The following is a 23,865-nucleotide window of genomic DNA, read 5'->3' as shown; positions in this document are numbered from 1 at the left end:
TGCAACGTTAACTGTTCAAAGGGTGATCCTATGCAACCTGTCGAAATCTACACGTCGCCGCTCTGCGGTTTTTGCCATTCCGCCAAACGTCTGCTCACCCAGAAGGGCGCAGCCTTTGACGAAGTCGATGTGCTGTCGGAGCCAGAGCGCAAGAAAGAGATGATCCAGCGCGCCGGCGGTGCCCGCACCGTGCCGCAGATTTTCATCGGCGATGTGCATGTCGGTGGATGCGATGAGCTTTATGCGCTGGACCGTGCCGGCAAGTTGGATGCATTGCTGAGCGACAGATGAAAATCGCGCTGCTGCAACTCAACGTCTCGGATGACACCGCCGCCAATCTGATCGAGACCCGCGCCCTGCTGGGCGAGGCGGTGGCGGGCGGGGCCGAGTTTGTCCTGACCCCCGAGGTGACGAATTGCGTCAGCACCAGCCGCAGCCACCAGCAGGCCGTGCTGGCCTATGAGGAAGACGATGTCACCCTTGCCGCTCTGCGCGAAGAGGCGGCAAAGGCGGGCATCTGGCTGCTGATTGGGTCGCTTGGTTTGAAAACGCGCGGCGGCGACGGGCGCTTTGCCAACCGGTCTTTCGTGATCTCTCCGCAGGGCGAGATCGTGGCGCGTTACGACAAGATCCATATGTTCGATGTGGATATCAATGAGACTGAAAGCTACCGCGAGTCCGCAGGCTACCGCCCCGGCGACAAAGCCGTGGTGGCCGAGACGCCTTTTGGCAAGATCGGCATGTCGATCTGCTATGACATGCGTTTTCCGGCGCTCTATCAGGCGTTGGCCGAGGCGGGCGCGCGTATCCTGACCATGCCTGCGGCCTTCTCTCCGGTCACCGGGGCCGCGCATTGGCACAGTCTGCTGCGGGCGCGGGCGATCGAGAATGGCTGCTATGTGCTGGCACCGGCGCAAACCGGCACCCATGCCAGCGCCGCGCATAAGACCCGCGACACCTATGGGCATTCTCTGGTCGTGGCCCCCTGGGGGGAGGTGGTGTTGGATGCCGGGACAGCCCCCGGCGTTTACTTTTGTGACATGGACATGGAAGAATGTGACAAGGCCCGCGCCAAAGTGCCCAGCCTTGCCAACCGCCGCCCCTTTGCCGCGCCCTGACCGGACCGAAAATGACCGACGATAAAAACACCCTTGCGATCATGTTGTTCGGAGAATTGCTGGCCGCCGACCAATCGGTGCGCAGTCGCCTGACACGGGTGTTGCCGCGGGGGATGGAGATCTCGCATTTCTCGGTGCTGAACTCGCTTTCATGGCACGGCGGCGAACGCTCGCCCGCGCAACTGGCCGAGACCTTCAACGTCACGCGCGGGGCGATGACGAACACATTGAGCAAGCTCGAATGGGCCGGTTACGTTCATATCCGCCCCGATTGGGACGACGCGCGGCGCAAGATGGTCGCGATCAGCCCCGCCGGGCGGCAGGCGCGGGATGCGGCGGTGAATGCGATCACGCCGATGATCTCGAACGTGGTGGGGGAGCTTGGCGAAGAACAGGTCCGCGCCACGCTCCCGATCCTGCGCGCGCTCAGACGTCAGTTGAGCCAGGGTTGAGGCCCGGATTAAGGCTGGCGGTGACGTAGTTCACGCTTAAATCCCGATCCGAAAGCCGCCACGACCATGCGACGGGGTTAAAGACGAAACCTTTGCGGTCCACAGGCTCAAGCCCCGCGCGGCTCAGCAGGTCGAAAAGCTCATCTGGGGTGATGAACTTGTTCCAGTCATGGGTGCCCTTGGGCAGCCAGCGCATCACATGCTCGGCCCCGACAATCGCCATCATAAAGGACTTTGGATTGCGGTTCAGGGTCGAACAGATGTGCAGCCCGCCGGGTTTCAGCAGGCGGCGGCAGGCGATCAGATAGTCGATGGGAGAGGCGACATGTTCGACCACCTCCATGTTCAGCACCACATCGAATTTCTCACCAGCCTCGGCCATGTCTTCGGCGGTGGTGTGGCGGTAGTCGATCTCTAGCCCCGATTGCTGCGCGTGGATCTGCGCCACGGGGATGTTGCCCGCCGCCGCATCCGCGCCCACCACATCGGCCCCGAGCCGCGCCATCGGTTCGGACAGCAACCCGCCGCCGCAGCCGATGTCGAGGATCCGCAGCCCCGCGAAGGGGGCAGGGGCCGTCAGGTCGCGGTCGAACTCCCCCGCGATCTGGCTGGTGATATAGTCCAACCGGCAGGGGTTCAGCATGTGCAGCGGCTTGAACTTGCCGTTCAGATCCCACCATTCGGCGGCCATGGCTTCGAATTTGGCGATCTCGGCGGGGTCGATGGTTGATTGATCCGCTTGCATTCTGATCTCCCTGTGCTCTTTTGGGTTCAATGACTATATAGGGCGGCAATGGATAAGTATCCCGACCAAAAACGCGGCGCGCCGCATCTTTATCCGCCGGTTGAGCCTTTCGACCAGCGGATGTTGTCCGTAGGGCAGGGGCATCAGGTCTATGTCGAGCAATGCGGCAACCCCGAGGGCATCCCTGTCGTGGTGCTCCACGGCGGCCCCGGCGGCGGTTGCAGCCCGGCGATGCGGCGGTATTTCGACCCTAAGGTTTACCGCGTGGTGCTGTTCGATCAGCGCGGCTGCGGGCGGTCCACCCCGCATGCCTCGGTCACTGACAACACGACATGGCATCTGGTCGCGGATATCGAGCTGATTCGCACCACGCTTGGCATCGACAAATGGATGGTTTTCGGCGGCTCTTGGGGCGCGACGCTTTCGCTGATCTATGCCCAAGCACACCCAGAAGCGGTGCGCCATCTGATCCTGCGCGGCGTCTTTCTGATGACGCAGGCCGAGCTTGATTGGTTCTACGGCGGCGGGGCCGGGCGGTTCTGGCCCGAACTGTGGGCGCGTTTCGTGAACCTGATCCCCGAAGATGAGCGGGACGATCTGATTGCGGCCTATCACCGGCGGCTGTTCTCGGGCGATCTGCGGGTCGAGCAGGACTATGGCCGCGCATGGGCGGCTTGGGAGAACGCGCTGGCCTCGGTGCATTCCGATGGGGTGTCGCATGGCGGGCCATCGGCCTATGCGCGGGCCTTTTCGCGGTTGGAGAACCATTATTTTACCAACAATGGTTTTTTGGAGTTCGACGGTCAGATCCTCGAACATATGGGGCGGATCGCGCATATCCCGGGGGTCATCGTGCAGGGGCGCTATGACATGATCTGCCCGCCTGCGGGCGCCTATGCGCTGGCCGAACGTTGGCCCAATGCCGACCTGCGGATGATCCGGGATGCGGGCCACGCCTTGTCGGAGCCGGGGATCAGTGCCGAATTGGTGCGCACGATGGATAGGATCGGACAGCGATGAGTGGGCGCAACTCTCTGCTGGATCGCCGGGCGCTTTTCACCACCGGTGCGGCGGCGGCCCTGCTGGCCGCGACAGGTGCTAGCGCGGGGGAGCCGCCCCGGCGCGGGGGCCGTCTGCGGCTGGCGCTTTCAGGTGCCACGCGAGAGGATACTTGGGTCCATGGCGATGGGCTCTTCATGCAGGTCGCGCGGCAGGGGATGATCTTTGACACGCTGACCGAAGTCACCGGCAATGGCATCCTCAAGGGTGAGTTGGCGACCGGTTGGCAGGCCAGCGATGGCGCCCGGCAGTGGCAGTTCGATCTGCGCCCCGATGTGCGTTTTCACGACGGCAGCCCCCTGACCGCCCGCGATGTGGTCGCCAGTCTGCGCGGTCTTCTGGCCGGGGCCGAGGTCGCCGTTCAGGACGATCTGCAAGTGCAGGTCACATTGGCGGCGGCGAATCCTGACCTGCCGCTCTTGCTGGCGCAATCGCGCTATGTGATCCGCCCCGCACATGCGCCCGAGGCCGGGATTGGCACCGGCCTTTACCGTCTGCGGCGCTTTTCCGCTGGACGTCAGGTTTTGGCCGAACGGGTAGAGATGCATTACAAGGACGGCACCGCCGGGTGGTTCGATACGGTCGAACTGGTGTCGCTCCCCGCCCGTGAGGTGCGGGCGCAGGCGCTGAGCGAAGGGCTTGTTGATGCAGCGGATTTACCCGCGCGGCCCCGTTACCGCGACCGGGGGGATGTGACCCTTCAGGCTGATAGCGCAGGCGGGGTCAGCGCATTGTCGGACGATCTGCGCCAGCCGCCGAACCCCGGACGCCAAGCGCCGATGGACAACCTGCGCGCGCCCGAGCGGTGGTGGTTCGGCTGAGAGGGGTTGCAGTTTCGCCGCATTCGGCCTATATCCCCTTCAACAGCGGCGCTTTCGGGTCCACACCGAAGGCTCCACCGAATTCGTGAACGGGCCGCGCGCCCGTTTTTTTGTGCCCAGTGAAAATGGATGTCTCATGTCGAATGACCTGATCGCCAAAGCCGCCATCGACCGCCGCCTGGCCGAGATCATCACCCCGGTGATCGAGGATATGGGCTTTGAACTGGTGCGCGTGCGCCTGATGTCGGGCAAGTCCACCACCCTGCAAGTCATGGCCGACCGGCCCGAGGGCGGGATCGAAGTGGATGAATGCGCCAAGATCTCGCAGGCCATCGGCGCCGTGCTGGATGTCGAAGATCCGATCTTGGATGAGTATTCGCTTGAAGTGTCGAGCCCCGGCATCGACCGACCGCTGACGCGGCTTAAAGATTTCGATGCTTTCGAAGGCTATGAGGCCAAGATCGAAACCACCGAGCTGATCGACGGCCGCCGCCGCTTTAAGGGTGAGCTGGCTGGCGTCGAGGGTGGCGAAGTGCTGATCAATGTCGAAGAAGGCACCATCGGATTGCAGTTCGACTGGCTCAGCGATGCCAAGCTGGTGCTGACTGACGACCTGATCAAGGAAATGCTCCGCCAGCGCAAAGCGTCTGGTGCGATCGACGAAACCGATTTTGATGATATCGAGACTGAAGAGTCTGCTGAGGGAGACACCTAATGGCCATTACATCTGCAAACCAGCTTGAGCTGTTGCAAACCGCCGAGGCGGTGGCGCGCGAGAAGATGATCGACCCCGGTCTGGTCGTCGAAGCGATGGAGGAATCCCTCGCCCGTGCCGCCAAGTCCCGCTATGGCGCCGAGATGGACATCCGGGTCGACATCGACCGCAAGACCGGCAAGGCCACCTTCACCCGCGTCCGCACCGTGGTCGAGGATGATGAGCTTGAGAACTATCAGGCCGAGTTCACCGTAGAGCAGGCCAAGCAGTACATGGCCGACCCCAAGGTTGGCGACACTTTCGTCGAGGAAGTGCCTCCGGTTGAAATGGGCCGGATCGCGGCGCAGTCGGCCAAGCAGGTGATCTTGCAAAAGGTCCGCGAAGCTGAGCGTGACCGCCAGTACGAAGAATTCAAAGACCGCGCCGGGACCATCATCAACGGTCTGGTCAAGCGCGAGGAATATGGCAACGTCATCGTCGACGTGGGCGCGGGCGAAGCGATCCTGCGCCGGAACGAGAAGATTGGCCGCGAAAGCTATCGCCCGAACGACCGCATCCGCGTCTACATCAAAGACGTGCGCCGCGAGCAGCGCGGCCCGCAGATTTTCCTGAGCCGCACCGCGCCTGAATTCATGGCCGAGTTGTTCAAGATGGAAGTGCCCGAAATCTACGACGGCATCATCGAGATCAAAGCGGTTGCCCGCGACCCCGGTTCGCGTGCCAAGATCGCCGTGATCTCGCATGACGGCTCCATCGACCCCGTCGGTGCTTGTGTTGGTATGCGTGGTTCGCGCGTGCAGGCCGTTGTGAACGAGCTTCAGGGCGAGAAGATCGACATTATCCCGTGGAACGAAGACCAGCCCACCTTCCTTGTGAACGCGCTGCAGCCTGCGGAAGTGTCGAAAGTGGTTCTGGACGAAGAAGCCGGCAAGATCGAAGTGGTCGTGCCCGAAGAGCAACTGTCGCTCGCCATTGGTCGTCGTGGTCAGAACGTGCGTCTTGCTAGCCAGTTGACCGGTCTCGACATCGACATCATGACCGAAGAGCAGGAAAGCCAGCGCCGTCAGGCCGAGTTCGAACTGCGCACCAAGCTGTTCATGGACAACCTCGATCTCGACGAATTCTTTGCCCAGCTTCTTGTCTCCGAAGGTTTCACCAACCTCGAAGAAGTGGCCTATGTCGAAGTCGACGAGCTGCTGGTCATCGACGGTGTGGACGAAGACACGGCGGGTGAGTTGCAGGCCCGTGCCCGCGATGTGCTCGAAGCGCAGAACAAAGCGGCGCTCGATAACGCCCGCGCATTGGGTGTCGAAGACAGCCTGGTTGAATTTGAGGGGCTGACCCCCCAAATGATAGAAGCGCTGGCCAAGGACGACGTCAAAACGCTGGAAGATTTCGCCACCTGTGCCGATTGGGAACTGGCTGGCGGCTGGACCACGGTCAACGGCGAGCGTGTCAAAGACGACGGCGCGCTTGAGCCCTTCGATGTCAGCCTCGAAGATGCGCAGGCCATGATCATGACCGCCCGCGTCATGCTGGGCTGGGTCGACCCGACCGAGCTTGAGGACGATGCGGAAGAAGACGACGTAGAAACAGACGGCGAAACCGCCGAGGAGGCCGAGGCCTAAGCGGGCCTCGGGGGTTGCACATGGGACGCGGTGGCGCCTCGAATGACCGCTCGGACGGTGCGGAACGCAAGTGCATCGCCACGGGCGAGGTGCAGCCGAAACATGGGTTGATCCGTTTCGTGGTCGGCCCGGACAATCAGGTTTACCCGGATATTCTGGGTAAACTGCCGGGCCGGGGCATCTATGTCGCGGCGGATCGTGCGGCGCTGGAATTGGCCATCAAGAAAAAGGCTTTTTCCCGCTCGGCGAAACAGCCGGTCACCCTGCCCGACGGGCTGGTCGACGAAGTCGAGCAGCAGTTGGCGCGCCGGGTGGTCGAGTTGATCTCGCTCCAGCGCAAGGCGGGCAAGGCGGTCGCCGGTTACGAAAAGGTCAAGGGTTGGTTGCAAACCGAAGAGGCCGAAGTATTGATACAGGCCGTAGATGGGTCAGGGCGCGGCAAGTCCAAGCTGAGCACCCCACACTATGGTCATTACATCGGTTGGTTGACAGCCGATGAATTGGGTTTGGCATTCGGTCGCCAAACTGTGATACATGGGGCGCTCGCCTCTGGTGGACTCACGCAACGTGTTGTAGAGGAAGCCGGTAGACTTAAAGGCGTGCGCGTAAACGAGGGTGGCAACGGCCATCCGAAAGGATAGACGAGCTTCATGAGCGATAGTGACGGCAAGAAAACATTGGGTCTGCGCGGTGGCGCACGTCCGGGGAACGTAAAGCAAAGCTTTAGCCACGGGCGTACCAAAAACGTTGTGGTCGAAACCAAGCGCAAGCGTGTTGTGGTGCCCAAACCGGGTGGCCAGAAATCAACAGGTCCGGGCGCCGGGCCGATTGGCGATCCCAAGAAGCGCCCCGCAGGCATCACCGATGCCGAGATGGAGCGCCGTCTGAAGGCCGTTCAGGCCGCCAAGGCCCGTGAGGCCGAGGAAGCCGCGCAGCGTGAAGCCGAGGAAAAAGCCCGCGCCGAAGAGCGTGAGCGCCGCCGGGCCGAGATTGAGGCCAAGGAACGCGAAGAGCGTGAGCGCGAAGAAAGCCTCAAGGCCAAGGCCGAAGAAGACGCGCGCCGCAAGGCAGAGGCCGAAGCAGCTGCTGCTGCCCCCGCGCCGGAACCTGCCGCTGCACGCGAGCCGGGCAACAAACCTGCGCCCGCCGCTACACCGCGCAAAACCACGGACCGTGACCGCGACGACAGCAAGAAGCGCAGCAAGGGTGGCGACAGCCGCCGCGCGGGCAAGCTGACCGTCAATCAGGCGCTTGCCGGTGGCGAAGGTGGTCGTCAGCGTTCCATGGCGCAGATGAAGCGCAAGCAAGAACGTGCGCGTCAAAAAGCGATGGGTGGTCAGGTCGAGCGTGAAAAGATCGTGCGCGACGTGCAACTGCCGCCCGCCATCGTGGTCTCTGAACTCGCCAACCGTATGGCCGAGAAGACCGGCGCGGTGGTCAAGGCGCTGATGCAAAACGGCCTGATGGTGACCCAGAACGAAACCATCGACGCCGATACAGCCGAGCTGATCATTGAGGAATTCGGCCACAAAGTGGTGCGCGTTTCCGACGCCGATGTCGAAGATGTCATCAAAGAGGTCGAGGACGATCCGAAGGATCTGCAATCGCGTCCCCCGGTCATCACGATCATGGGCCACGTCGACCACGGCAAAACCTCGCTTCTGGACGCGATCCGCAACGCCAAGGTCGTGGCCGGCGAAGCCGGTGGCATCACCCAGCACATCGGTGCCTATCAGGTGAAAACCGACAACGGCACCGTGCTGTCCTTCCTCGACACGCCCGGCCACGCGGCCTTCACCTCCATGCGCTCGCGCGGGGCTCAGGTCACGGATATCGTGGTTCTGGTGGTCGCGGCGGATGACGCCGTGATGCCGCAGACGATCGAAGCGATTGCCCACGCAAAAGCGGCCAAGGTGCCGATGATCGTGGCGATCAACAAGATCGACAAACCCGCCGCCAATGCCGACAAGGTTCGTACCGATCTGCTTCAGCACGAAGTCATCGTCGAGAAGATGTCGGGCGATGTGCAAGACGTCGAAGTTTCGGCAGCGACAGGCCAAGGTCTGGACGATCTGCTCGAAGCCATCGCGCTGCAGTCGGAAATCCTCGAACTGAAGGCGAACCCGAACCGGGCCGCCGTGGGTGCGGTGATCGAAGCGCAGCTTGACGTGGGCCGCGGCCCCGTCGCGACTGTGCTGGTTCAGAACGGCACGCTGCGTCAGGGCGATATCTTCGTCGTGGGTGAGCAATACGGTAAGGTCCGTGCGCTGATCAACGACCAAGGCGAGCGCGTCAAAGAAGCCGGGCCTTCGGTGCCTGTCGAGGTGCTGGGCATCAACGGCACGCCCGAGGCCGGGGACGTGCTGAACGTGACCGAGACCGAAGCGCAGGCCCGTGAGATTGCCGAGTATCGTGCGCAGGCCGCTAAGGATAAGCGCGCCGCTGCCGGTGCCGCCACGACGCTGGAACAGCTGATGGCCAACGCCAAGGCGGACGAGAACGTCAGCGAGTTGCCGATCCTCGTCAAAGCCGACGTGCAAGGTTCTGCCGAAGCGATCGTTCAGGCGATGGAGAAAATCGGCAACGACGAAGTCCGCGTTCGGGTTCTGCACTCCGGTGTGGGCGCGATCACCGAGACGGATGTCGGCCTTGCCGAAGCCTCCGGCGCGCCGATCATGGGTTTCAACGTGCGTGCCAATGCCTCGGCCCGGAACACGGCGAACCAGAAGGGTGTCGAAATCCGCTACTACTCGGTCATCTATGACCTTGTGGATGACGTGAAAGCGGCCGCAAGCGGTTTGCTGAGCGCCGAGATCAAAGAGAACTTCATTGGCTACGCCAATATCAAAGAAGTCTTCAAGGTCACCGGTGTGGGCAAAGTCGCAGGCTGTCTGGTCACCGAAGGCGTCGCCCGCCGCAGCGCCGGTGTGCGTTTGTTGCGCGACAACGTCGTGATCCACGAAGGCACGCTGAAAACGCTTAAGCGCTTCAAAGACGAAGTGCCCGAGGTTCAGTCCGGTCAGGAATGCGGCATGGCATTCGAGAACTACGAAGACATCCGCCCCGGCGATGTGATCGAGATTTTCGAGCGCGAAGAAGTGACCCGCACCTTGGCCTAAGCCGAGTGCTTACAAGATGAATTCCCCAGAGGCCCGGTCGAATTGCCGGGCCTCTGCTTTTGTGAAGGCCTTCTTACTGTTATCGAAACTGATCCGCGCCAGATTGACGTGCAGGGGCGAGATATCGATCAGGTTGAAGTCATTGGGCTCCCCCCGCTGGCGCGAAGACAGGCTGGTTCCCGCGTGCAGTTGGATCGCCAGATGACCGTCACGCTCCGGCGCGGGATGGGCAAAGGTGCCCGCGTGCCAGATGTGCAGATGACCCGAGAGGATCAGGTCGGCCCCGCAGTCCAAGAGCCGCCTCAGCGCGCGTTTCGCGCCGGGGATGGGTTTCTTGTGGGTCTCGTTGGGGTGATCCAGCGGATGGTGGCAAACCGCGATGCGCAGGGTCTTTTCCCCCCCGCGCGACAAGGCGCGGCAGGCGCGGCCCAAACGGCGCAGGCCCAGTTTGCCGGTCTGCCATTTGAACCGGTCGACGGTGTTGATCCCCACGGCGACAAAATCCGCCCCCTCATGCACCGGCGTAAGGTCGTGATCGATCCAACGCCGGTAATAGCGCCACGGGGCGAAAAACCGGGTAAAGGGGCGGTGCAGCGGAATATCGTGATTGCCCGGCACGCTCAGCACCGGTGCGTTGATCCTGTCGATAAAGGCCCGCGCGGCGCGATATTCCTTTTCCCGCGCCCGTTGGGTCAGGTCGCCCGAGATGATCACCAGATCGGGGTCATAGCCATTCACCGCCTCTAGGAGCGGCACCAAAAGGTCGGGGCGGTCCTTGCCGAAGTGCAGGTCGGATAGGTGAATCAAACGGCTCATCGCACGGCCTTTCCAGTCGTGGAGGGCACAAAGATATGGATGGGCGAACTGGCACGGGTGAGCCGATACGGGCCGCGCATCACCGCAATCTCTCCGTCCCGCGCGACATAGCGTTTGCGCTGCTTCATGCGTATCTCGATCTCGGACCCGCAGAGCATTTCATAGTCCGTGTGGTGTTTCGCGCGGCCTGTCGCCAGCGCCACCGCATGGCGCAGCAGGCCGAAACGATAGGTATCAGGGGCGACCAGCAGCACCATATCACCGCGCGCGATGCAGTCCTGCCCATCAAGCCCCATTTGATCTAGCTGAAAGGCGTTGTTCACTGCGAAAACGAGCGGGGTGCGCAACTGGCTCTCTTTCCCGTCGACCACGATGGTCAGTTTGAGCGAGGTGCGGAAATCCATCAAGGCTTTGATCACCGACCAATAGGCGGCGATCCGGCTGCGTCCCCAACGGCGGTAGATGCCTTCGCGCGTTTTGAGGATAGCGGGATAGGCCCCGATGCTGGCGTTGTTCAAGAAGGTCTCACCATTGATCGTCGCCACATGCACCGGGCGGCTGTCACCAGCGGCGATGACGTCGACCGCCTCTTCAAGGTTCTCTGGAATGCCCATCGACCGCGCGAAATAGTTGAAGGTGCCCTGCGGGATGATGCCGAGCGGACGGTCGTGGTCAACCATGGCCGAGGATACGCCCGAGATTGTGCCATCCCCACCCGCGACGGCAATGATCCCCTCGCCGCTAGACAGCGCCTCCCGCGCGGCGCTGGCAGGGTCGTTGCGTTTGTCGATGTGAATGAATTCCGCCGTGATCCCATGCCGCGCAAAGGCGGAGCGGATCGTGTTTTCGGCTTGGTCACCGTCTTGACGGCCTGAACCGCGATTCAGAATAACGATAGCGCGCTTCGATGACATAAGTTCCCCTGCCAAATGCTCGGGGAAAACGCGGTGGAACGCCTATTTGTTCACCTCAATAGGCGTTCCGATGGGATTTTTCAGACAGGCTTGCCTTCGAAAATCTTCCCGTCGACCTGAACGGCCATGCGACCGCCCGCCAACATTTTTACAAAGATACCCTGAACGTAAATGGAACTTCCGATTGCGATGGTTCTCAACATGTCGGCACCCTTTCATACAGATGTTACAACTCTGCCTCAGGATGGTGCGCATTCGGTTAAAAAATCCGCAACATGCCGAGCGATTGGCGATCACTAGTGCAATTCTGCCACTCTACGCTAGAGCCAATCACGCAATATTGATATAAGCGGCACGTCTGCCTCGGGCATCGGATAGGCGCGCATTTCGTTTGGGCGCACCCATTTCAGGGTCTGCCCCTCGCGCGAAACTGGAGTGCCGCCCCATTTGCGACAGGCGAACAGCGGCATCAGAAGGTGGAAATCACTGTAGCTGTGGCTGGCAAAGGTCAGCGGGGCAAGACAGGATTCCCATGTCTCGATCCCCAGTTCCTCATGCAACTCGCGGATCAGCGCCGCTTCTGGCGTCTCTCCGGGTTCGATCTTGCCGCCCGGAAACTCCCAAAGGCCCGCCATCGGCTTGCCTTCGGGGCGTTGGGTCAAAAGCACGCGGCCATCGATGTCGATCAAGGCCGCGGCGGAAACCAGCACTGTCTTCATCTGGTCAGGACCGGTAATCGGCGTTGATGTCGATATAGCCGTGGGTCAGGTCACAGGTCCAAACCGTGCACTGCCCCTCGCCAAGGCCCAGATCGACGCCGATGGTGATGTTCTGACCCTTCATATGCGCGGCGGCATCCTCTTCGGAGTAGTCTGGGCTGCGCCATCCGTCGCGCGCGACTTCGATATCGCCGAAACGGATCGACAGACGATCACGGTCCGCCGCGGCCCCGGATTTCCCGATGGCCATGACGACGCGGCCCCAGTTGGGGTCTTCGCCCGCGATTGCGGTTTTGATCAGGGGGGAGTTGGCGATGGCCATGGCGTGGATCTTGGCCTCGTCATCGTTGGAGGCACCGGTCACGGCCACCTCGACGAATTTCTGCGCGCCTTCGCCGTCTTTGACGACCTGATGTGCGAGGTCCATCATCACGACCCGCAGCGCCGCGTCAAAGGCTTCATTGCCCGATACGTCGACACCGGAGGCGCCTGTTGCGGCCATGATCAGCGCGTCGGAGGTGGAGGTATCACTGTCGACGGTGATGCAGTTGAACGTTGTTTCGGTATGGGTTGAAAGGCGCTGTTGCAGCTCGTCCGTCGCCAGCACCGCATCGGTAAAGATATAGACCAGCATAGTGGCCATATCGGGCGCGATCATGCCCGATCCTTTGGCGATCCCCGCGATAGAGACGGTTTTGCCCCCGATCTCAACCTTGGCGCTGGCCCCTTTGGGGAAAGTGTCCGTCGTCATGATGGCGCGCGCCGCGTCCTCGATGCCCGCGGGGTCAAGCTGGTCGTGCAGATCACCCAGCACGGCGGTGATGCGTTCATGCGGTAGGGGGTCGCCGATGACACCGGTGGAGGAGGTGAAGACCCGCGCCTGCGGCACGCCGCAGGCCTCGGCAGCGGCGGCGGTGATCGCTTCGACCGCGTCGGTGCCGCCGCGCCCGGTAAAGGCGTTGGCGTTGCCGGAGTTCACGACGATGGCGGCGCCCTCGTCAGAGGCGCCGCCGATCTTTGCCTGGCAGTCCAGCACCGGGGCCGCGCGGGTGGCAGAGCGCGTGAACGCCCCCGCCACAGCACTGCCGGGTGCCAGCTTCGCCAACATCACATCGGTGCGCCCTTGATAGCGCACGCCAGCGGCGATGGTGGCGAAAGTCACGCCGTCGATAACCGGCAGGTCGGGAAAACGGGCCGGGGCGAGCGGCGAGACAGCCAGGGATTTAGCCATGAGTTAGTTCAGCCATTCGATGTTGTTGAGAACGGAAGGGTCGATGCCTTCGGCCGCGCTGCGGTCAACCTCGGCGGAGTCGGTCAGGCTTTCGATGGCCTCTTGCACGTTGGTCTGGCGGATTTGGGTTTCCAGCTCTTCGCGCACGTCTTCCAGTGCGGGGGCTTCGGCGGTGCGTGTCTCGTTCAGTTTGATGACATGCCAGCCGAACTGGGTTTCCACCGGTTCCGACACGCTGCCAGCTTCCATGCCGGTCACAGCCTCTTCAAAGGCGGGCACCATCATGCCGGGGCCGAACCAACCCAAGGAACCGCCACCGGGGCCGGAGGGGCCGGTCGATTTCTCTTTGGCAAGCTCGGCAAAATCCGCGCCGCCGTCGAGTTCTGCTTTGATCGCGTCGGCTTCTTCCTTGGTTTCGACAAGGATATGCGAGGCGTTGAACTCGGGCTCAGGCTCTGCGTCGCTGTACTGCGCGTCATAGGCCGCTTGCAATTCTTCGTCGCTGACCGGCTCAGCCATGACGCCTTCGATCGCCTCACCGGCGGTGAGCGAGCGGGTCTCATTCTCGAGAGACAGGGTCACGCGCGGCGGCAATTCGCCGGTAAAGCTGTCGGCGAGGGCCGTCTGTTGCACAAGCTGGTCCAGCAGACCTTTGAACAGCACGTCCTCGGGCAGTTGTTGGTACTGCTGGGGCAGGCTCGCGCGGGCGACGATCATATGCCCGAGCGTGATTTCAGTGTCGTTGACGGTGGCAACAACCGTGTCGAGACCCGGTTCGTCCTGGGCGGCCACAGGCAGCGCCACAGCGGCGGCAAGCGCCAAAGACGACAGAAAAGTGAGGGGTTTTTGCATGGTTGGGTCCAATCGCTTCCTTCGTAGCAAGGGTGCTACATTGACAGTGTATGGCACGCCCCTTACATCGCCTTATGGCGCTGAGAGGCGCGGGCTCATCCACTATCTATGGGCTGCCATGGCGCTCGGCAACCAGATCGGCGCAAGACATCATAACTTCGGCGGGAGATTACATGCTGGGTATCGGAACAATCGCCAAAAAGGTCTTTGGCACGCCAAACGACCGGAAGATCAAGGCGACCCGGCCGCTTGTGGCACGGATCAATGCGCTGGAGCCCGAGTTTGAAAAGCTAAGCGACCACGAGATCAAAGCGCGCACCGCGGAATTGGCCAAACGGGCCGACGGGGGCGAAAGCCTTGACGATCTGCTGCCCGAAGCCTTTGCCAACTGCCGCGAAGCCGCCCGCCGCACCCTCGGCCTGCGCGCCTTCGACACGCAGCTTCTGGGTGGCATCTTCCTGCATCAGGGCAATATCGCCGAGCAGAAGACCGGTGAGGGCAAGACCCTGACCGCGACCTTCGCGGCCTATCTCAACGGGCTTACGCATAAGGGCGTGCATGTGGTGACCGTGAACGAATACCTCGCCAAACGCGACGCCGAATGGATGGGCAAGGTTTTCGGCGCATTGGGCCTGACCACGGGTGTCGCCTATTCTGGCATGCCCGAGGACCAGAAACGCGCGGCCTACGCCTGCGACATCACCTATGCCACCAACAACGAGTTGGGCTTCGACTACCTGCGCGACAATATGAAGTCGAACCTGTCGGACATGCTGCAACGCGGGCATAACTTTGCCATCGTGGACGAGGTCGACAGTATCCTGATCGACGAAGCGCGGACGCCGCTGATCATCTCCGGCCCGTCGCAGGACCGTTCCGAGATGTATCAGATCATCGACGCGCTGATCCCCTCGCTCACCGATGAGCATTACGAGCTGGACGAGAAGACCCGCAACGTCACCTTCACCGACGAGGGCAATGAGTTCCTCGAAGAGCAGTTGCGCGCGCGGGAATTGATCGAAGAGGGGATGACCCTTTACGATCCCGAAAGCACGACCATCGTGCACCACGTCAACCAAGGTCTGCGGGCGCACAAGCTGTTCCAGCGCGACAAGGACTACATCGTGCGCGATGGCGCGGTGACGTTGATCGACGAATTCACCGGCCGCATGATGCCGGGCCGCCGCCTGTCGGACGGTCTGCACCAAGCGATCGAAGCCAAGGAAGGCGTCGACATCCAGCCCGAGAACGTGACCCTCGCAAGCGTCACTTTCCAGAACTACTTCCGCCTATACGACAAACTGGGCGGCATGACCGGCACGGCCCTGACCGAAGCCGAAGAATTTGCCGAGATCTACGGCCTCGGCGTGGTCGAAGTGCCGACCAATGTGCCAATCGCCCGTGTGGACGAAGACGACGCCGTCTACCGCACCGCGCGTGAGAAATACGAGGCGATGATCGAACGGGTCAAAGAGGCCCACGCCAAGGGGCAGCCCTGCCTTGTCGGCACCACCTCAATCGAAAAGTCCGAACAGCTCAGCGCCATGCTGACCGCCGCCGGGATCGAGCACAATGTGCTCAACGCCCGCCAGCACGAGCAAGAGGCGCAGATCATCGCCGAAGCGGGCAAGCTGGGCGCGGTGACCATCGCCACCAACATGGCGGGCCGCGGCACCGATATTCAGTTGGGCGGCAACGTCGAATTGAAAGTGCTCGACGCGCTGGATGCCGATCCTGAGGCCGACCCGGCCAACATCCGCGCCCAGATCGAAGCGCAGCACGCCGAAGAGAAGCAGAAGGTGCTGGAGGCCGGTGGTCTCTACGTTCTGGCCTCTGAGCGTCACGAGAGCCGCCGCATCGACAACCAGTTGCGGGGCCGTTCGGGCCGTCAGGGTGACCCGGGCCGCACCTCGTTCTTCCTGTCGCTCGAAGATGACCTGATGCGCATTTTCGGTTCGGAACGGCTTGAGAAAGTGCTGACGACGTTGGGCCTGAAAGATGGTGAAGCCATCGTGCACCCATGGGTCAACAAATCGCTGGAGCGTGCGCAGGCCAAGGTTGAGGGCCGCAACTTCGACATCCGCAAGCAGCTGTTGAAGTTCGACGACGTGATGAACGAGCAGCGCAAGGTGATCTTTGGCCAGCGCCGCGAGATCATGGAGGCGGACAACCTCAATGAGATCGTTACCGACATGCGCGAGCAGGTGATCGACGATCTGATCGACACCTATATGCCGCCCAAGACTTATGCCGATCAGTGGGACACCCAAGGTTTCTATGCCGCGGTGATCGAACAGTTGAACGTCGACGTGCCGATCATTGCATGGTGCGAAGAGGATGGCGTGGATGATGAGGTGATCCGCGAACGTCTAATGAAAGCCACGGATGAGCTAATGGCCAAGAAGGCCGAGGCCTTTGGCGAAGAGAACATGCGCAACATCGAGAAACAGTTGTTGTTGCAGGCCATCGACACCAAATGGCGCGATCACCTGCTGACGCTTGAACATCTGCGCTCGGTCGTGGGCTTCCGCAGCTACGCGCAGCGCGACCCGCTGAACGAGTATAAGAACGAAGCCTTCCAATTGTTCGAGACGATGCTCGACAGTCTGCGGCAGGACGTGACCCAGAAGCTGGGCCAGATTCAGCCGATGAGCGAAGAGCAGCGTCGCGAGATGATGCAGGAAATGGCCGCCCGTCAGGCTGCCATGCAGGCTGCGGCGAGCGAAGCGGCGGATGAGGCCTCTGAACAGGCCGAGGCCGCAGCCCCCGGCTTTGACGAGAACGATCCGTCCACATGGGGCAACCCGGGCCGGAACGATCCCTGCCCCTGCGGTTCTGGCAAGAAGTTCAAACACTGCCACGGTCAGATCACCTGAGCGGCGTCACCTTTTCGCCCATAACTTGGCGGATCAGGGCCATACCCCGGCCCTGATCCGCGCCCATAAAGTCTCTAACGAATCCGTTGAAGGAGACTTGTCATGTGGCGCACGAAAGAAATTCTGACAGCTGTCGGCACTCTGGCCTGTGCTGTGGGCATTGGCTATGTCATGCAAAGCTCCGACACCGCGCAGCAACGCTATGGCGCGGCTGAGGCGCAGCGCCCGGTGGCCGACAATGGCGCGTTGCTTGAAGTTGAAGGCATCACCCTGACCTCTGCCGCGCTCGACAGTCCCATTGCGCTGCCAACGCTGGATGACCGCGTGGTTAAGGCCGCAGCGCCTCAAAGCCTGCCGCCCGCCCCGGAAAGCCACGGCGCCGCGATCCCCGCGACCTGCGATATCATTGCCGAAGCGGATGCCGTCGCCGCCGCGATGGTGAAACTCACCCTCGATGCCGCCTGCCTGCCAAATGAGCGGCTGACCGTGCACCACAACGGGATGATCTTTACCGAAGTGACCGATGACCAAGGGCAGTTGTCCGTCACCGTCCCGGCCTTGGCGGAAGAGGCTGTTTTCATCCTCGCTTTCGGCAACGGTGATGGCGCGGTGGCGCAGACTTCGGTCCCTGAACTCTCTGACTTCAACCGCGTCGTGCTGCAATGGAAAGGCACGGCGGGGTTCGAGCTGCACGCCCGCGAGTTTGGCGCGGATTACGGTGAGGCGGGCCACGTCTGGTCCGGTGCGCCGCGCGATATGACTGCCGCCGTACTGGGCGAAGGGGGCTTCATGACCCGCAATGGCGACATTGAGGCTTCTGAGCCGCTGATGGCCGAAGTCTATAGCTTCCCGGTCGCCAAAGCGGCGCAGGAGGGCGATGTTGCGCTCAGCGTGGAGGCTGAGGTGAGCGAGGCGAACTGCGGGCTTGAGATCGAAGCACAGGCGCTGGAGCTGCGCGGCGATGATCCGGTGAAAACCCAGAACCTGACCCTCGCCGTGCCGGACTGTGACGCGGTCGGCAACTTTCTGGTGTTGAATAATTTGCTCCAAGACCTGAAAGTCGCGCAGAACTGACGCAACCGGGTAGGTCTAGATGAACGGGTTGAAACGTGCGGCGATCAGCGCCGCACTTTTGCTTTTTACGGCGGGCGCAACCGCGGCGCAGGACATCGCACTGACCTCGCGCGATGGCAGCGTCGAACTCAGCGGCACCCTGCTGGGGTTCGACGGCGAATTCTACCGCGTCGAGACGGACTATGGCGAGTTGACCGTCGACAGCAGCGGTGTCTCTTGCGCCGGTCCGGGCTGCCCCAACCTTGCAGATTTCGTGGCCGAGGTGCGCTTCTCGGGCTCCGCTACCATGGGAGCGGTGCTGATGCCCGCGCTGATCGAGGCCTTCGCCGCGCGCCAAGGCTATACCGTCAGCCGCGAAGAGGGGGACAGCGGGCGCTTCGCGCTGCTGCTCTCGCGTGAGGATGACGGCAAGCTTGCCGCGCGGTTCGATTTCCGGGCGAGCAATACCAACGAAGGCTTTGCCGATCTGCTGGCGGATGAGGCCGATGTCGTCATGGCCCTGCGCGAGGTGCGCCGCGAAGAGCGGATCAATGCCCGCGAGGCAGGCTTGGGCGATCTGACCGGTGCCAATCGCAGCCGGGTTCTGGCGCTTGATGCGGTGGTGCCCGTGGTCGCCCCGTCCAATCCGGTCAAACAAATCTCGCCGCTGACCTTGGCGCGGGTGTTCTCGGGCGAGATCAAGAATTGGCAGCGCCTCGGCGGGCCGGACGCACCGATTGAGTTGCATCTGCCCACCGCCGACAGCGGGTTGAGCCAAGCCATCGTGGATCAGGTGCTCACCCCCGCCGGGCTGGAACTGAGCGCCGATGTCACCCGCCATGCCATGCCCGATGCGCTGGCTGAAGCGGTCGCGCGGGATGTTTTTGCCCTTGGCATCACCAGCTATGCCGAACAGGGTGAGACCGAGGTGCTGACCCTTGGCGGCAACTGCGGTTTTGCGCTGGATGCCGCACGGCGCACGATCAAAACCGAAGACTACCCGCTGACCGCGCCGATGTTCCTCTATTTCCCCGCCCGGCGCTTGCCGTTGATCACGCGCGAGTTTCTGGCCTTCACCCGCGGCCCTTCGGCCCAGATCGTGATCCGCCGGGCCGGTTTCGTAGATCAAACGCCCGAGGAAATCCCGGTTGAGGAACAGGGCAACCGCTTTGCCAATGCAATCATCACGGCGGGGGTCGAAACCCCGCTAGAGGAGTTGCAGCGCATGACGGCGACGCTGGTGCCGATGGCGCGGCTCACCACCTCTTTCCGCTTCGAGGCGGGGTCGATCCGGCTTGATGCGCAGTCGCGGTCCAACGTGCAGCAATTGGCGCGGGCCTTGGAACAGGGGCAGTATGATGCGCGGCGATTGATGTTCGTGGGCTTCAGCGATGGCGAGGGGGCCGCGCGGGCCAACCGCGAAATCGCCTTGCGCCGGGCCGAAGCGGTGCAGCGCGCGGTCAGCGCGGCTGCGGTCACCGCCAATCTGTCGCGCATTGATCTGCGGGTCGATGCCTTTGGGGAGGCGATGCCGATTGCCTGTGACGACAGCGAATGGGGCCGTCAAGCAAACCGGCGAGTCGAGGTTTGGGTGCGCTAACCGCACCCCACTATAGATGCCCCTCACTGCGAAAGCTGAGCTCGCGCGATTTTCCGATGATCAGGTGGTCATGCAGGGTCAGCCCCAAGGCGTCACAGGCGGCGGCGACCTGTTGGGTCATATCAATGTCGGACCGTGACGGGCTGGGGTCGCCCGAGGGGTGATTATGCACGAGGATGATCGCGCTGGCGTTCAACTCAAGCGCACGTTTGGCAACCTCGCGCGGGTAGACCGGCACATGGTCCACCGTGCCTTTCGCTTGTTCTTCATCGGCGATGAGGATGTTTTTCCGGTCGAGGTAGAGGACTCGAAACTGCTCCATCTCCAGATGGGCCATGGTGGTGTGGCAATAGTCCAGCAGCGCATCCCATGAAGAGACGATATGCCTTTGCAGCACCTTCGCCCGGGCCAGCCGCTGTGCCGCGGCCTCAATGATCTTAAGCTCCACAATCACCGCCTCCCCGACCCCTTTGACATCGCGCAGCCGGGCGGCGGGGGCGGTGATGACGCGATTGAAATCGCCGAACCGGTCGAGCAGTTCGCGGGCCAGCGGTTTCACATCCCGGCGCGGGATGGCACGGAAGAGGACAAGTTCCAACATCTCGTAGTCCGGCATGGCGGCCGCGCCGCCATCGATAAAACGGCTGCGCAGGCGTTGGCGGTGATCCGCGATATAAGAAGGTTGCTTGCCCGTATTGGACGGCGGGCTGTGCGCTTCGTCCAGCAGATAGGGGAGGGGCTGATCAGCCAAGGTTCTCGGGGCACGGGTCATGCCCGGAGTGTCGCGCCAAAGTGGTTATTATTCGGTTAACGGACGGTTAAAACTTCGTTCACCACGCTGCCGAAAAAAGGGAGCCGCATCCACGGCTCCCCCCAATGGTTAACCCTTCATCGAATCCCAGAAGGATTTGACGGAAGAGAAGAAGTTGCTGCTCTCGGGGTTGTTGTTCTGGGCCTCGCCCTCGAACTCCCGCAGCAGTTCTTTCTGCCTATTGGTCAGGTTCACCGGGGTCTCGACCGCCAGTTCGATGATCATGTCACCCACGCCACCGCCACGCAACGGCGGCATGCCTTTGCCGCGCAGACGCATCTGGCGGCCCGATTGGCTGCCCGCGGGGATCTGCACGCGGCCACGGCCCCCGTCGATGGTGGGCACTTCGATATTGCCACCCAGAGCGGCAGTGCTCATCGACACCGGAACACGGCAGAAGAGGTTCGGCCCGTCGCGTTCGAACAACTCGTGATCGGCCACCTCGATAAAGATGTAGAGATCACCCGAGGGCCCGCCGCGCATGCCCGCTTCGCCTTCGCCAGCGAGACGGATGCGGGTGCCGGTCTCGACGCCTGCGGGGATGTTGACCGAGAGCGTGCGCTCTTTCTCAACCCGGCCCGCGCCGCGGCATTTCTTGCAAGGGTTCTTGACGATCTGCCCCATGCCGGAACAGGTCGGGCAGGTCCGCTCGACGGTAAAGAAACCTTGCTGCGCGCGCACCTTGCCCATGCCCGAACAGGTAGGGCAGGTCGAAGGTTCCGCGCCGCCTTCGGCACCGCTGCCGTCACAGGCGTCACATTGGACGGAGGCCGGGACGGTGATCGACTTTTGCATGCCGGAAAAGGCATCTTCGAGCGAGATGCGCAGGTTGTAGCGCAAATCAGCCCCGCGTGCGGCACGGCGTCCGCCGCCACCGCCACGTTGGCCCATGAAGTCGCCGAAGAGATCGTCGAAGACGTCGGAAAAGGCCGAAGAGAAATCGCCCTGACCGCCGCCCATGCCGCCGCCGGCACGCCCGCCGCCCATGCCACCTTCAAAGGCGGCGTGGCCATAGCGATCATAGGCGGCTTTCTTGTCACCGTCTTTGAGCACGTCATAAGCCTCGCCCACTTCCTTGAACTGGGCTTCGGCTTGGGGGTTGTCTTTGTTGCGGTCGGGGTGGAGGTCCTTCACCTTGCGGCGATAGGCTTTCTTGATCTCGTCGGCAGAGGCCCCTTTGGCAACGCCAAGCACCTCGTAGTAGTCACGTTTTGCCATGGGTTATCATGCTCCTGCGCTGGAACGTGATAGGCCGGCCCGTCTGACGGACCGGCCCTTTCACAGGTTCCGTTTCACACGCTTACGCGCGCTTGTCGTCGTCCAGATCTTCGAACTCAGCATCAAGGATGTCGTCATCGCCACCTTGGGCTTGCTGAGCATCCGAAGGCTGCGCCGTGTCCTCACTGCCGCCCTCTTCCTGAGCGGCCTTATAGATGGCTTCGCCCAGTTTCATGGCGGATTCGGTGACGTTCTGGATGCCGTTCTTGATCTTGTCGGCGTTGTCTGTTTCCAGCTCGTCTTTCAGCGCGGCAATGGCCAGTTCGATCGCCTCGACGGTGGTCGGGTCGACCTTGTCGGAATGCTCTTCCAGCGACTTCTCGGTCGAGTGGATCAGCGATTCCGCCTGGTTCTTCGCTTCGATCAGCTCGCGACGGGACTTGTCCGCCTCGGCATTCTCTTCCGCGTCCTTGACCATCTGTTCGATGTCCGCATCCGACAGACCGCCCGAAGCTTGGATCGTGATCTTCTGCTCCTTACCGGTGCCTTTGTCGAGCGCGCCGACCGACACGATGCCGTTGGCGTCAATGTCGAAGGTCACTTCGATCTGCGGCATGCCGCGGGGCGCAGGCGGGATGTTCTCAAGGTTGAAGGCACCGAGCATCTTGTTGTCGGCAGCCATCTCACGCTCACCTTGGAAGACCCGGATGGTCACGGCGTTCTGGTTGTCTTCGGCGGTCGAGAAGACCTGAGACTTCTTCGTCGGGATCGTGGTGTTACGGTCGATCAGACGGGTGAAGACACCACCGAGCGTCTCGATACCGAGGGACAGCGGGGTCACGTCGAGCAGGACCACGTCCTTCACGTCGCCTTGCAGAACACCGGCCTGAATGGCGGCACCAAGGGCCACGACTTCGTCCGGGTTCACACCCTTGTGCGGCTCCTTGCCGAAGAATTTGGAGACCTCTTCGGCCACCTTCGGCATACGGGTCATACCACCCACGAGCACGACTTCGTCGATGTCGGACGCGGACAGGCCGGCATCCTTCAGCGCGGCGGCGCAGGGCTTCATCGAAGCTTTGATCAGGTCACCAACGAGGCTTTCCAGCTTGGCACGGGTCAGCTTCATGACCATGTGCAGCGGCGAGCCATCCTTGCCCATCGAGATGAAGGGCTGGTTGATCTCGGTCTGGCTGGAGGAGGACAGTTCGATTTTCGCCTTCTCAGCAGCTTCCTTCAGACGCTGCAACGCCATCTTGTCTTGCGTCAGGTCGACGCCGTTGGCCTTTTTGAACTCTTCCGCAAGATAGTTCACGATGCGCATGTCAAAGTCTTCACCACCGAGGAAGGTGTCGCCGTTGGTGGATTTCACTTCGAACAGGCCGTCGTCGATCTCAAGAATGGTTACGTCGAATGTACCGCCGCCAAGGTCATAGACCGCGATGGTTTGCGTGTTCTCTTTGTCGAGACCGTAGGCCAGCGCGGCGGCTGTCGGCTCGTTGATGATGCGCAGCACTTCGAGACCGGCGATCTTGCCGGCGTCTTTGGTGGCCTGACGCTGGGCGTCGTTAAAGTAGGCAGGCACGGTGATAACCGCCTGAGAGACTTCCTCACCCAGATAGCTTTCTGCGGTTTCTTTCATCTTGCCGAGGATGAAGGCCGAGATTTGGCTTGGGGAGTATTTCTCACCCTTGGCTTCGACCCATGCGTCGCCGTTGCCGCCGTCGATGACGTTGAACGGCATGTTCTTTTTGTCTTTGGCCAGGTCCGCATCGTCGTTGCGGCGGCCGATCAGGCGCTTGACGCCAAAGACTGTGTTTTCGGGGTTGGTGACCGCCTGGCGTTTCGCCGGCTGGCCGACAAGGCGTTCATCGTCGGTGAAGGCGACGATCGACGGCGTGGTGCGCGCGCCTTCGGCGTTTTCGATCACACGCGGCTGGCTGCCATCCATGATGGCGATACAGCTGTTGGTGGTGCCAAGGTCAATACCGATTACTTTGGACATGTTTCGATCCCTCTTTGAATCTAAGGCGATGACACGAGGCGCGGACCCGTTTTGGCATCCTGCCCCGATCTGTTGACATCGAAGACCACGTGCCTTCGACGGTTCGGAGCGTA

The 23,865-nt window shown here is 61.9% G+C and carries 21 protein-coding genes; 12 read left to right on the top strand and 9 right to left on the bottom strand.

Annotation, left to right across the window (positions count from 1 at the left end):
* Positions 1-30 precede the first annotated feature (30 nt).
* Genes grxC through ACGYK4_RS07240 form a run of 3 tightly spaced genes read left to right on the top strand, consistent with a single transcriptional unit; the run spans position 31 to position 1,570 of the window.
* Positions 31-291, top strand: coding sequence for a glutaredoxin 3 (grxC, locus tag ACGYK4_RS07250; RefSeq protein WP_067265371.1), 261 nt, complete (start codon positions 31-33; stop codon positions 289-291).
* Positions 288-1,118, top strand: coding sequence for a carbon-nitrogen hydrolase family protein (locus ACGYK4_RS07245; RefSeq protein ID WP_394455824.1), 831 nt, complete (start codon positions 288-290; stop codon positions 1,116-1,118). The genes grxC and ACGYK4_RS07245 overlap by 4 nt, the downstream gene beginning before the upstream one ends.
* 11 nt (positions 1,119-1,129) lie before the next feature.
* On the top strand, positions 1,130-1,570 hold the full coding sequence (locus tag ACGYK4_RS07240) for a MarR family winged helix-turn-helix transcriptional regulator (RefSeq protein WP_067265366.1): 441 nt from the start codon (positions 1,130-1,132) through the stop codon (positions 1,568-1,570).
* Here ACGYK4_RS07240 and ubiG read toward each other — a convergent pair.
* Positions 1,545-2,315 carry a bifunctional 2-polyprenyl-6-hydroxyphenol methylase/3-demethylubiquinol 3-O-methyltransferase UbiG gene (gene ubiG / locus ACGYK4_RS07235; protein ID WP_394455823.1) on the bottom strand — a complete coding sequence of 257 codons (771 nt, stop codon included), beginning with the start codon at positions 2,313-2,315 and terminating at the stop codon, positions 1,545-1,547. The genes ACGYK4_RS07240 and ubiG overlap by 26 nt on opposite strands.
* A gap of 48 nt (positions 2,316-2,363) precedes the next feature.
* On the opposite strand from ubiG, the gene pip reads away from it, so the two are divergent.
* The 6 genes from pip (at position 2,364) to infB (ending at position 9,657) form a co-directional block, all read left to right on the top strand.
* Complete coding sequence (gene pip, locus ACGYK4_RS07230; RefSeq protein ID WP_394455822.1) at positions 2,364-3,335, top strand: prolyl aminopeptidase; 972 nt, start codon at positions 2,364-2,366, stop codon at positions 3,333-3,335.
* On the top strand, positions 3,332-4,195 hold the full coding sequence (locus ACGYK4_RS07225; RefSeq protein ID WP_394455820.1) for an ABC transporter substrate-binding protein: 864 nt from the start codon (positions 3,332-3,334) through the stop codon (positions 4,193-4,195). Before pip ends, ACGYK4_RS07225 begins: the two co-directional genes overlap by 4 nt.
* Positions 4,196-4,331: 136 nt before the next feature.
* Positions 4,332-4,910, top strand: coding sequence for a ribosome maturation factor RimP (rimP, locus tag ACGYK4_RS07220; protein WP_067265355.1), 579 nt, complete (start codon positions 4,332-4,334; stop codon positions 4,908-4,910).
* Positions 4,910-6,538, top strand: a complete 1,629-nt coding sequence (gene nusA, locus ACGYK4_RS07215; RefSeq protein WP_067265353.1) for a transcription termination factor NusA — start codon at positions 4,910-4,912, stop codon at positions 6,536-6,538. Before rimP ends, nusA begins: the two co-directional genes overlap by 1 nt.
* A 20-nt stretch (positions 6,539-6,558) precedes the next feature.
* Entirely contained in the window at positions 6,559-7,179 is a 621-nt protein-coding gene (locus ACGYK4_RS07210; protein ID WP_271688604.1) for an RNA-binding protein, read from the top strand.
* Between the two features lie 9 nt (positions 7,180-7,188).
* Positions 7,189-9,657, top strand: coding sequence for a translation initiation factor IF-2 (infB, locus tag ACGYK4_RS07205; protein WP_271692644.1), 2,469 nt, complete (start codon positions 7,189-7,191; stop codon positions 9,655-9,657).
* A gap of 9 nt (positions 9,658-9,666) precedes the next feature.
* Here the strand turns inward: infB and ACGYK4_RS07200 are convergent, their stop codons facing one another.
* The 5 genes from ACGYK4_RS07200 to ACGYK4_RS07180 form a co-directional block, all read right to left on the bottom strand.
* Positions 9,667-10,473: a metallophosphoesterase family protein gene (locus tag ACGYK4_RS07200; protein WP_394455818.1), complete on the bottom strand. Its 807-nt coding sequence runs from the start codon at positions 10,471-10,473 to the stop codon at positions 9,667-9,669.
* Positions 10,470-11,387, bottom strand: a complete 918-nt coding sequence (locus ACGYK4_RS07195; RefSeq protein ID WP_394455817.1) for a diacylglycerol/lipid kinase family protein — start codon at positions 11,385-11,387, stop codon at positions 10,470-10,472. The genes ACGYK4_RS07200 and ACGYK4_RS07195 overlap by 4 nt, the downstream gene beginning before the upstream one ends.
* Positions 11,388-11,707: 320 nt before the next feature.
* Positions 11,708-12,106 carry an 8-oxo-dGTP diphosphatase MutT gene (mutT, locus tag ACGYK4_RS07190; protein WP_067264286.1) on the bottom strand — a complete coding sequence of 133 codons (399 nt, stop codon included), beginning with the start codon at positions 12,104-12,106 and terminating at the stop codon, positions 11,708-11,710.
* A 4-nt stretch (positions 12,107-12,110) separates the two neighbouring features.
* Positions 12,111-13,337 carry a bifunctional glutamate N-acetyltransferase/amino-acid acetyltransferase ArgJ gene (gene argJ / locus ACGYK4_RS07185; protein WP_394455815.1) on the bottom strand — a complete coding sequence of 409 codons (1,227 nt, stop codon included), beginning with the start codon at positions 13,335-13,337 and terminating at the stop codon, positions 12,111-12,113.
* A 3-nt stretch (positions 13,338-13,340) separates the two neighbouring features.
* Entirely contained in the window at positions 13,341-14,189 is an 849-nt protein-coding gene (locus ACGYK4_RS07180; RefSeq protein WP_394430281.1) for a peptidylprolyl isomerase, read from the bottom strand.
* Between the two features lie 173 nt (positions 14,190-14,362).
* Here ACGYK4_RS07180 and secA point away from each other — a divergent pair, with 173 nt between their 5' ends.
* The 3 genes from secA (at position 14,363) to ACGYK4_RS07165 (ending at position 19,718) form a co-directional block, all read left to right on the top strand.
* Entirely contained in the window at positions 14,363-17,065 is a 2,703-nt protein-coding gene (gene secA / locus ACGYK4_RS07175) for a preprotein translocase subunit SecA (protein WP_394455813.1), read from the top strand.
* A 102-nt stretch (positions 17,066-17,167) separates the two neighbouring features.
* Complete coding sequence (locus ACGYK4_RS07170; protein WP_394455812.1) at positions 17,168-18,139, top strand: hypothetical protein; 972 nt, start codon at positions 17,168-17,170, stop codon at positions 18,137-18,139.
* A 19-nt stretch (positions 18,140-18,158) separates the two neighbouring features.
* Complete coding sequence (locus tag ACGYK4_RS07165; protein ID WP_394455810.1) at positions 18,159-19,718, top strand: phosphate ABC transporter substrate-binding/OmpA family protein; 1,560 nt, start codon at positions 18,159-18,161, stop codon at positions 19,716-19,718.
* Positions 19,719-19,728: 10 nt separating this feature from the next.
* Here the strand turns inward: ACGYK4_RS07165 and radC are convergent, their stop codons facing one another.
* From radC to dnaK, 3 genes are all read right to left on the bottom strand, one after another.
* Positions 19,729-20,490, bottom strand: coding sequence for a DNA repair protein RadC (radC, locus tag ACGYK4_RS07160; protein WP_394455809.1), 762 nt, complete (start codon positions 20,488-20,490; stop codon positions 19,729-19,731).
* A gap of 108 nt (positions 20,491-20,598) precedes the next feature.
* Complete coding sequence (dnaJ, locus tag ACGYK4_RS07155; protein ID WP_394455807.1) at positions 20,599-21,747, bottom strand: molecular chaperone DnaJ; 1,149 nt, start codon at positions 21,745-21,747, stop codon at positions 20,599-20,601.
* 82 nt (positions 21,748-21,829) lie between these two features.
* The gene (gene dnaK, locus ACGYK4_RS07150; RefSeq protein ID WP_271688593.1) at positions 21,830-23,752 is read right to left on the bottom strand and encodes a molecular chaperone DnaK; all 1,923 of its coding nucleotides are present in this window, start codon (positions 23,750-23,752) and stop codon (positions 21,830-21,832) included.
* Positions 23,753-23,865: the final 113 nt, after the last annotated feature.

It is taken from the genome of Sulfitobacter sp. 1A13368 (assembly GCF_043557275.1).
Taxonomy (GTDB): Bacteria; Pseudomonadota; Alphaproteobacteria; order Rhodobacterales; family Rhodobacteraceae; genus Sulfitobacter; species Sulfitobacter faviae.
Note: the sequence above shows the minus strand (reverse complement) of the source record. Positions and strands in the feature narration are given on the sequence as shown.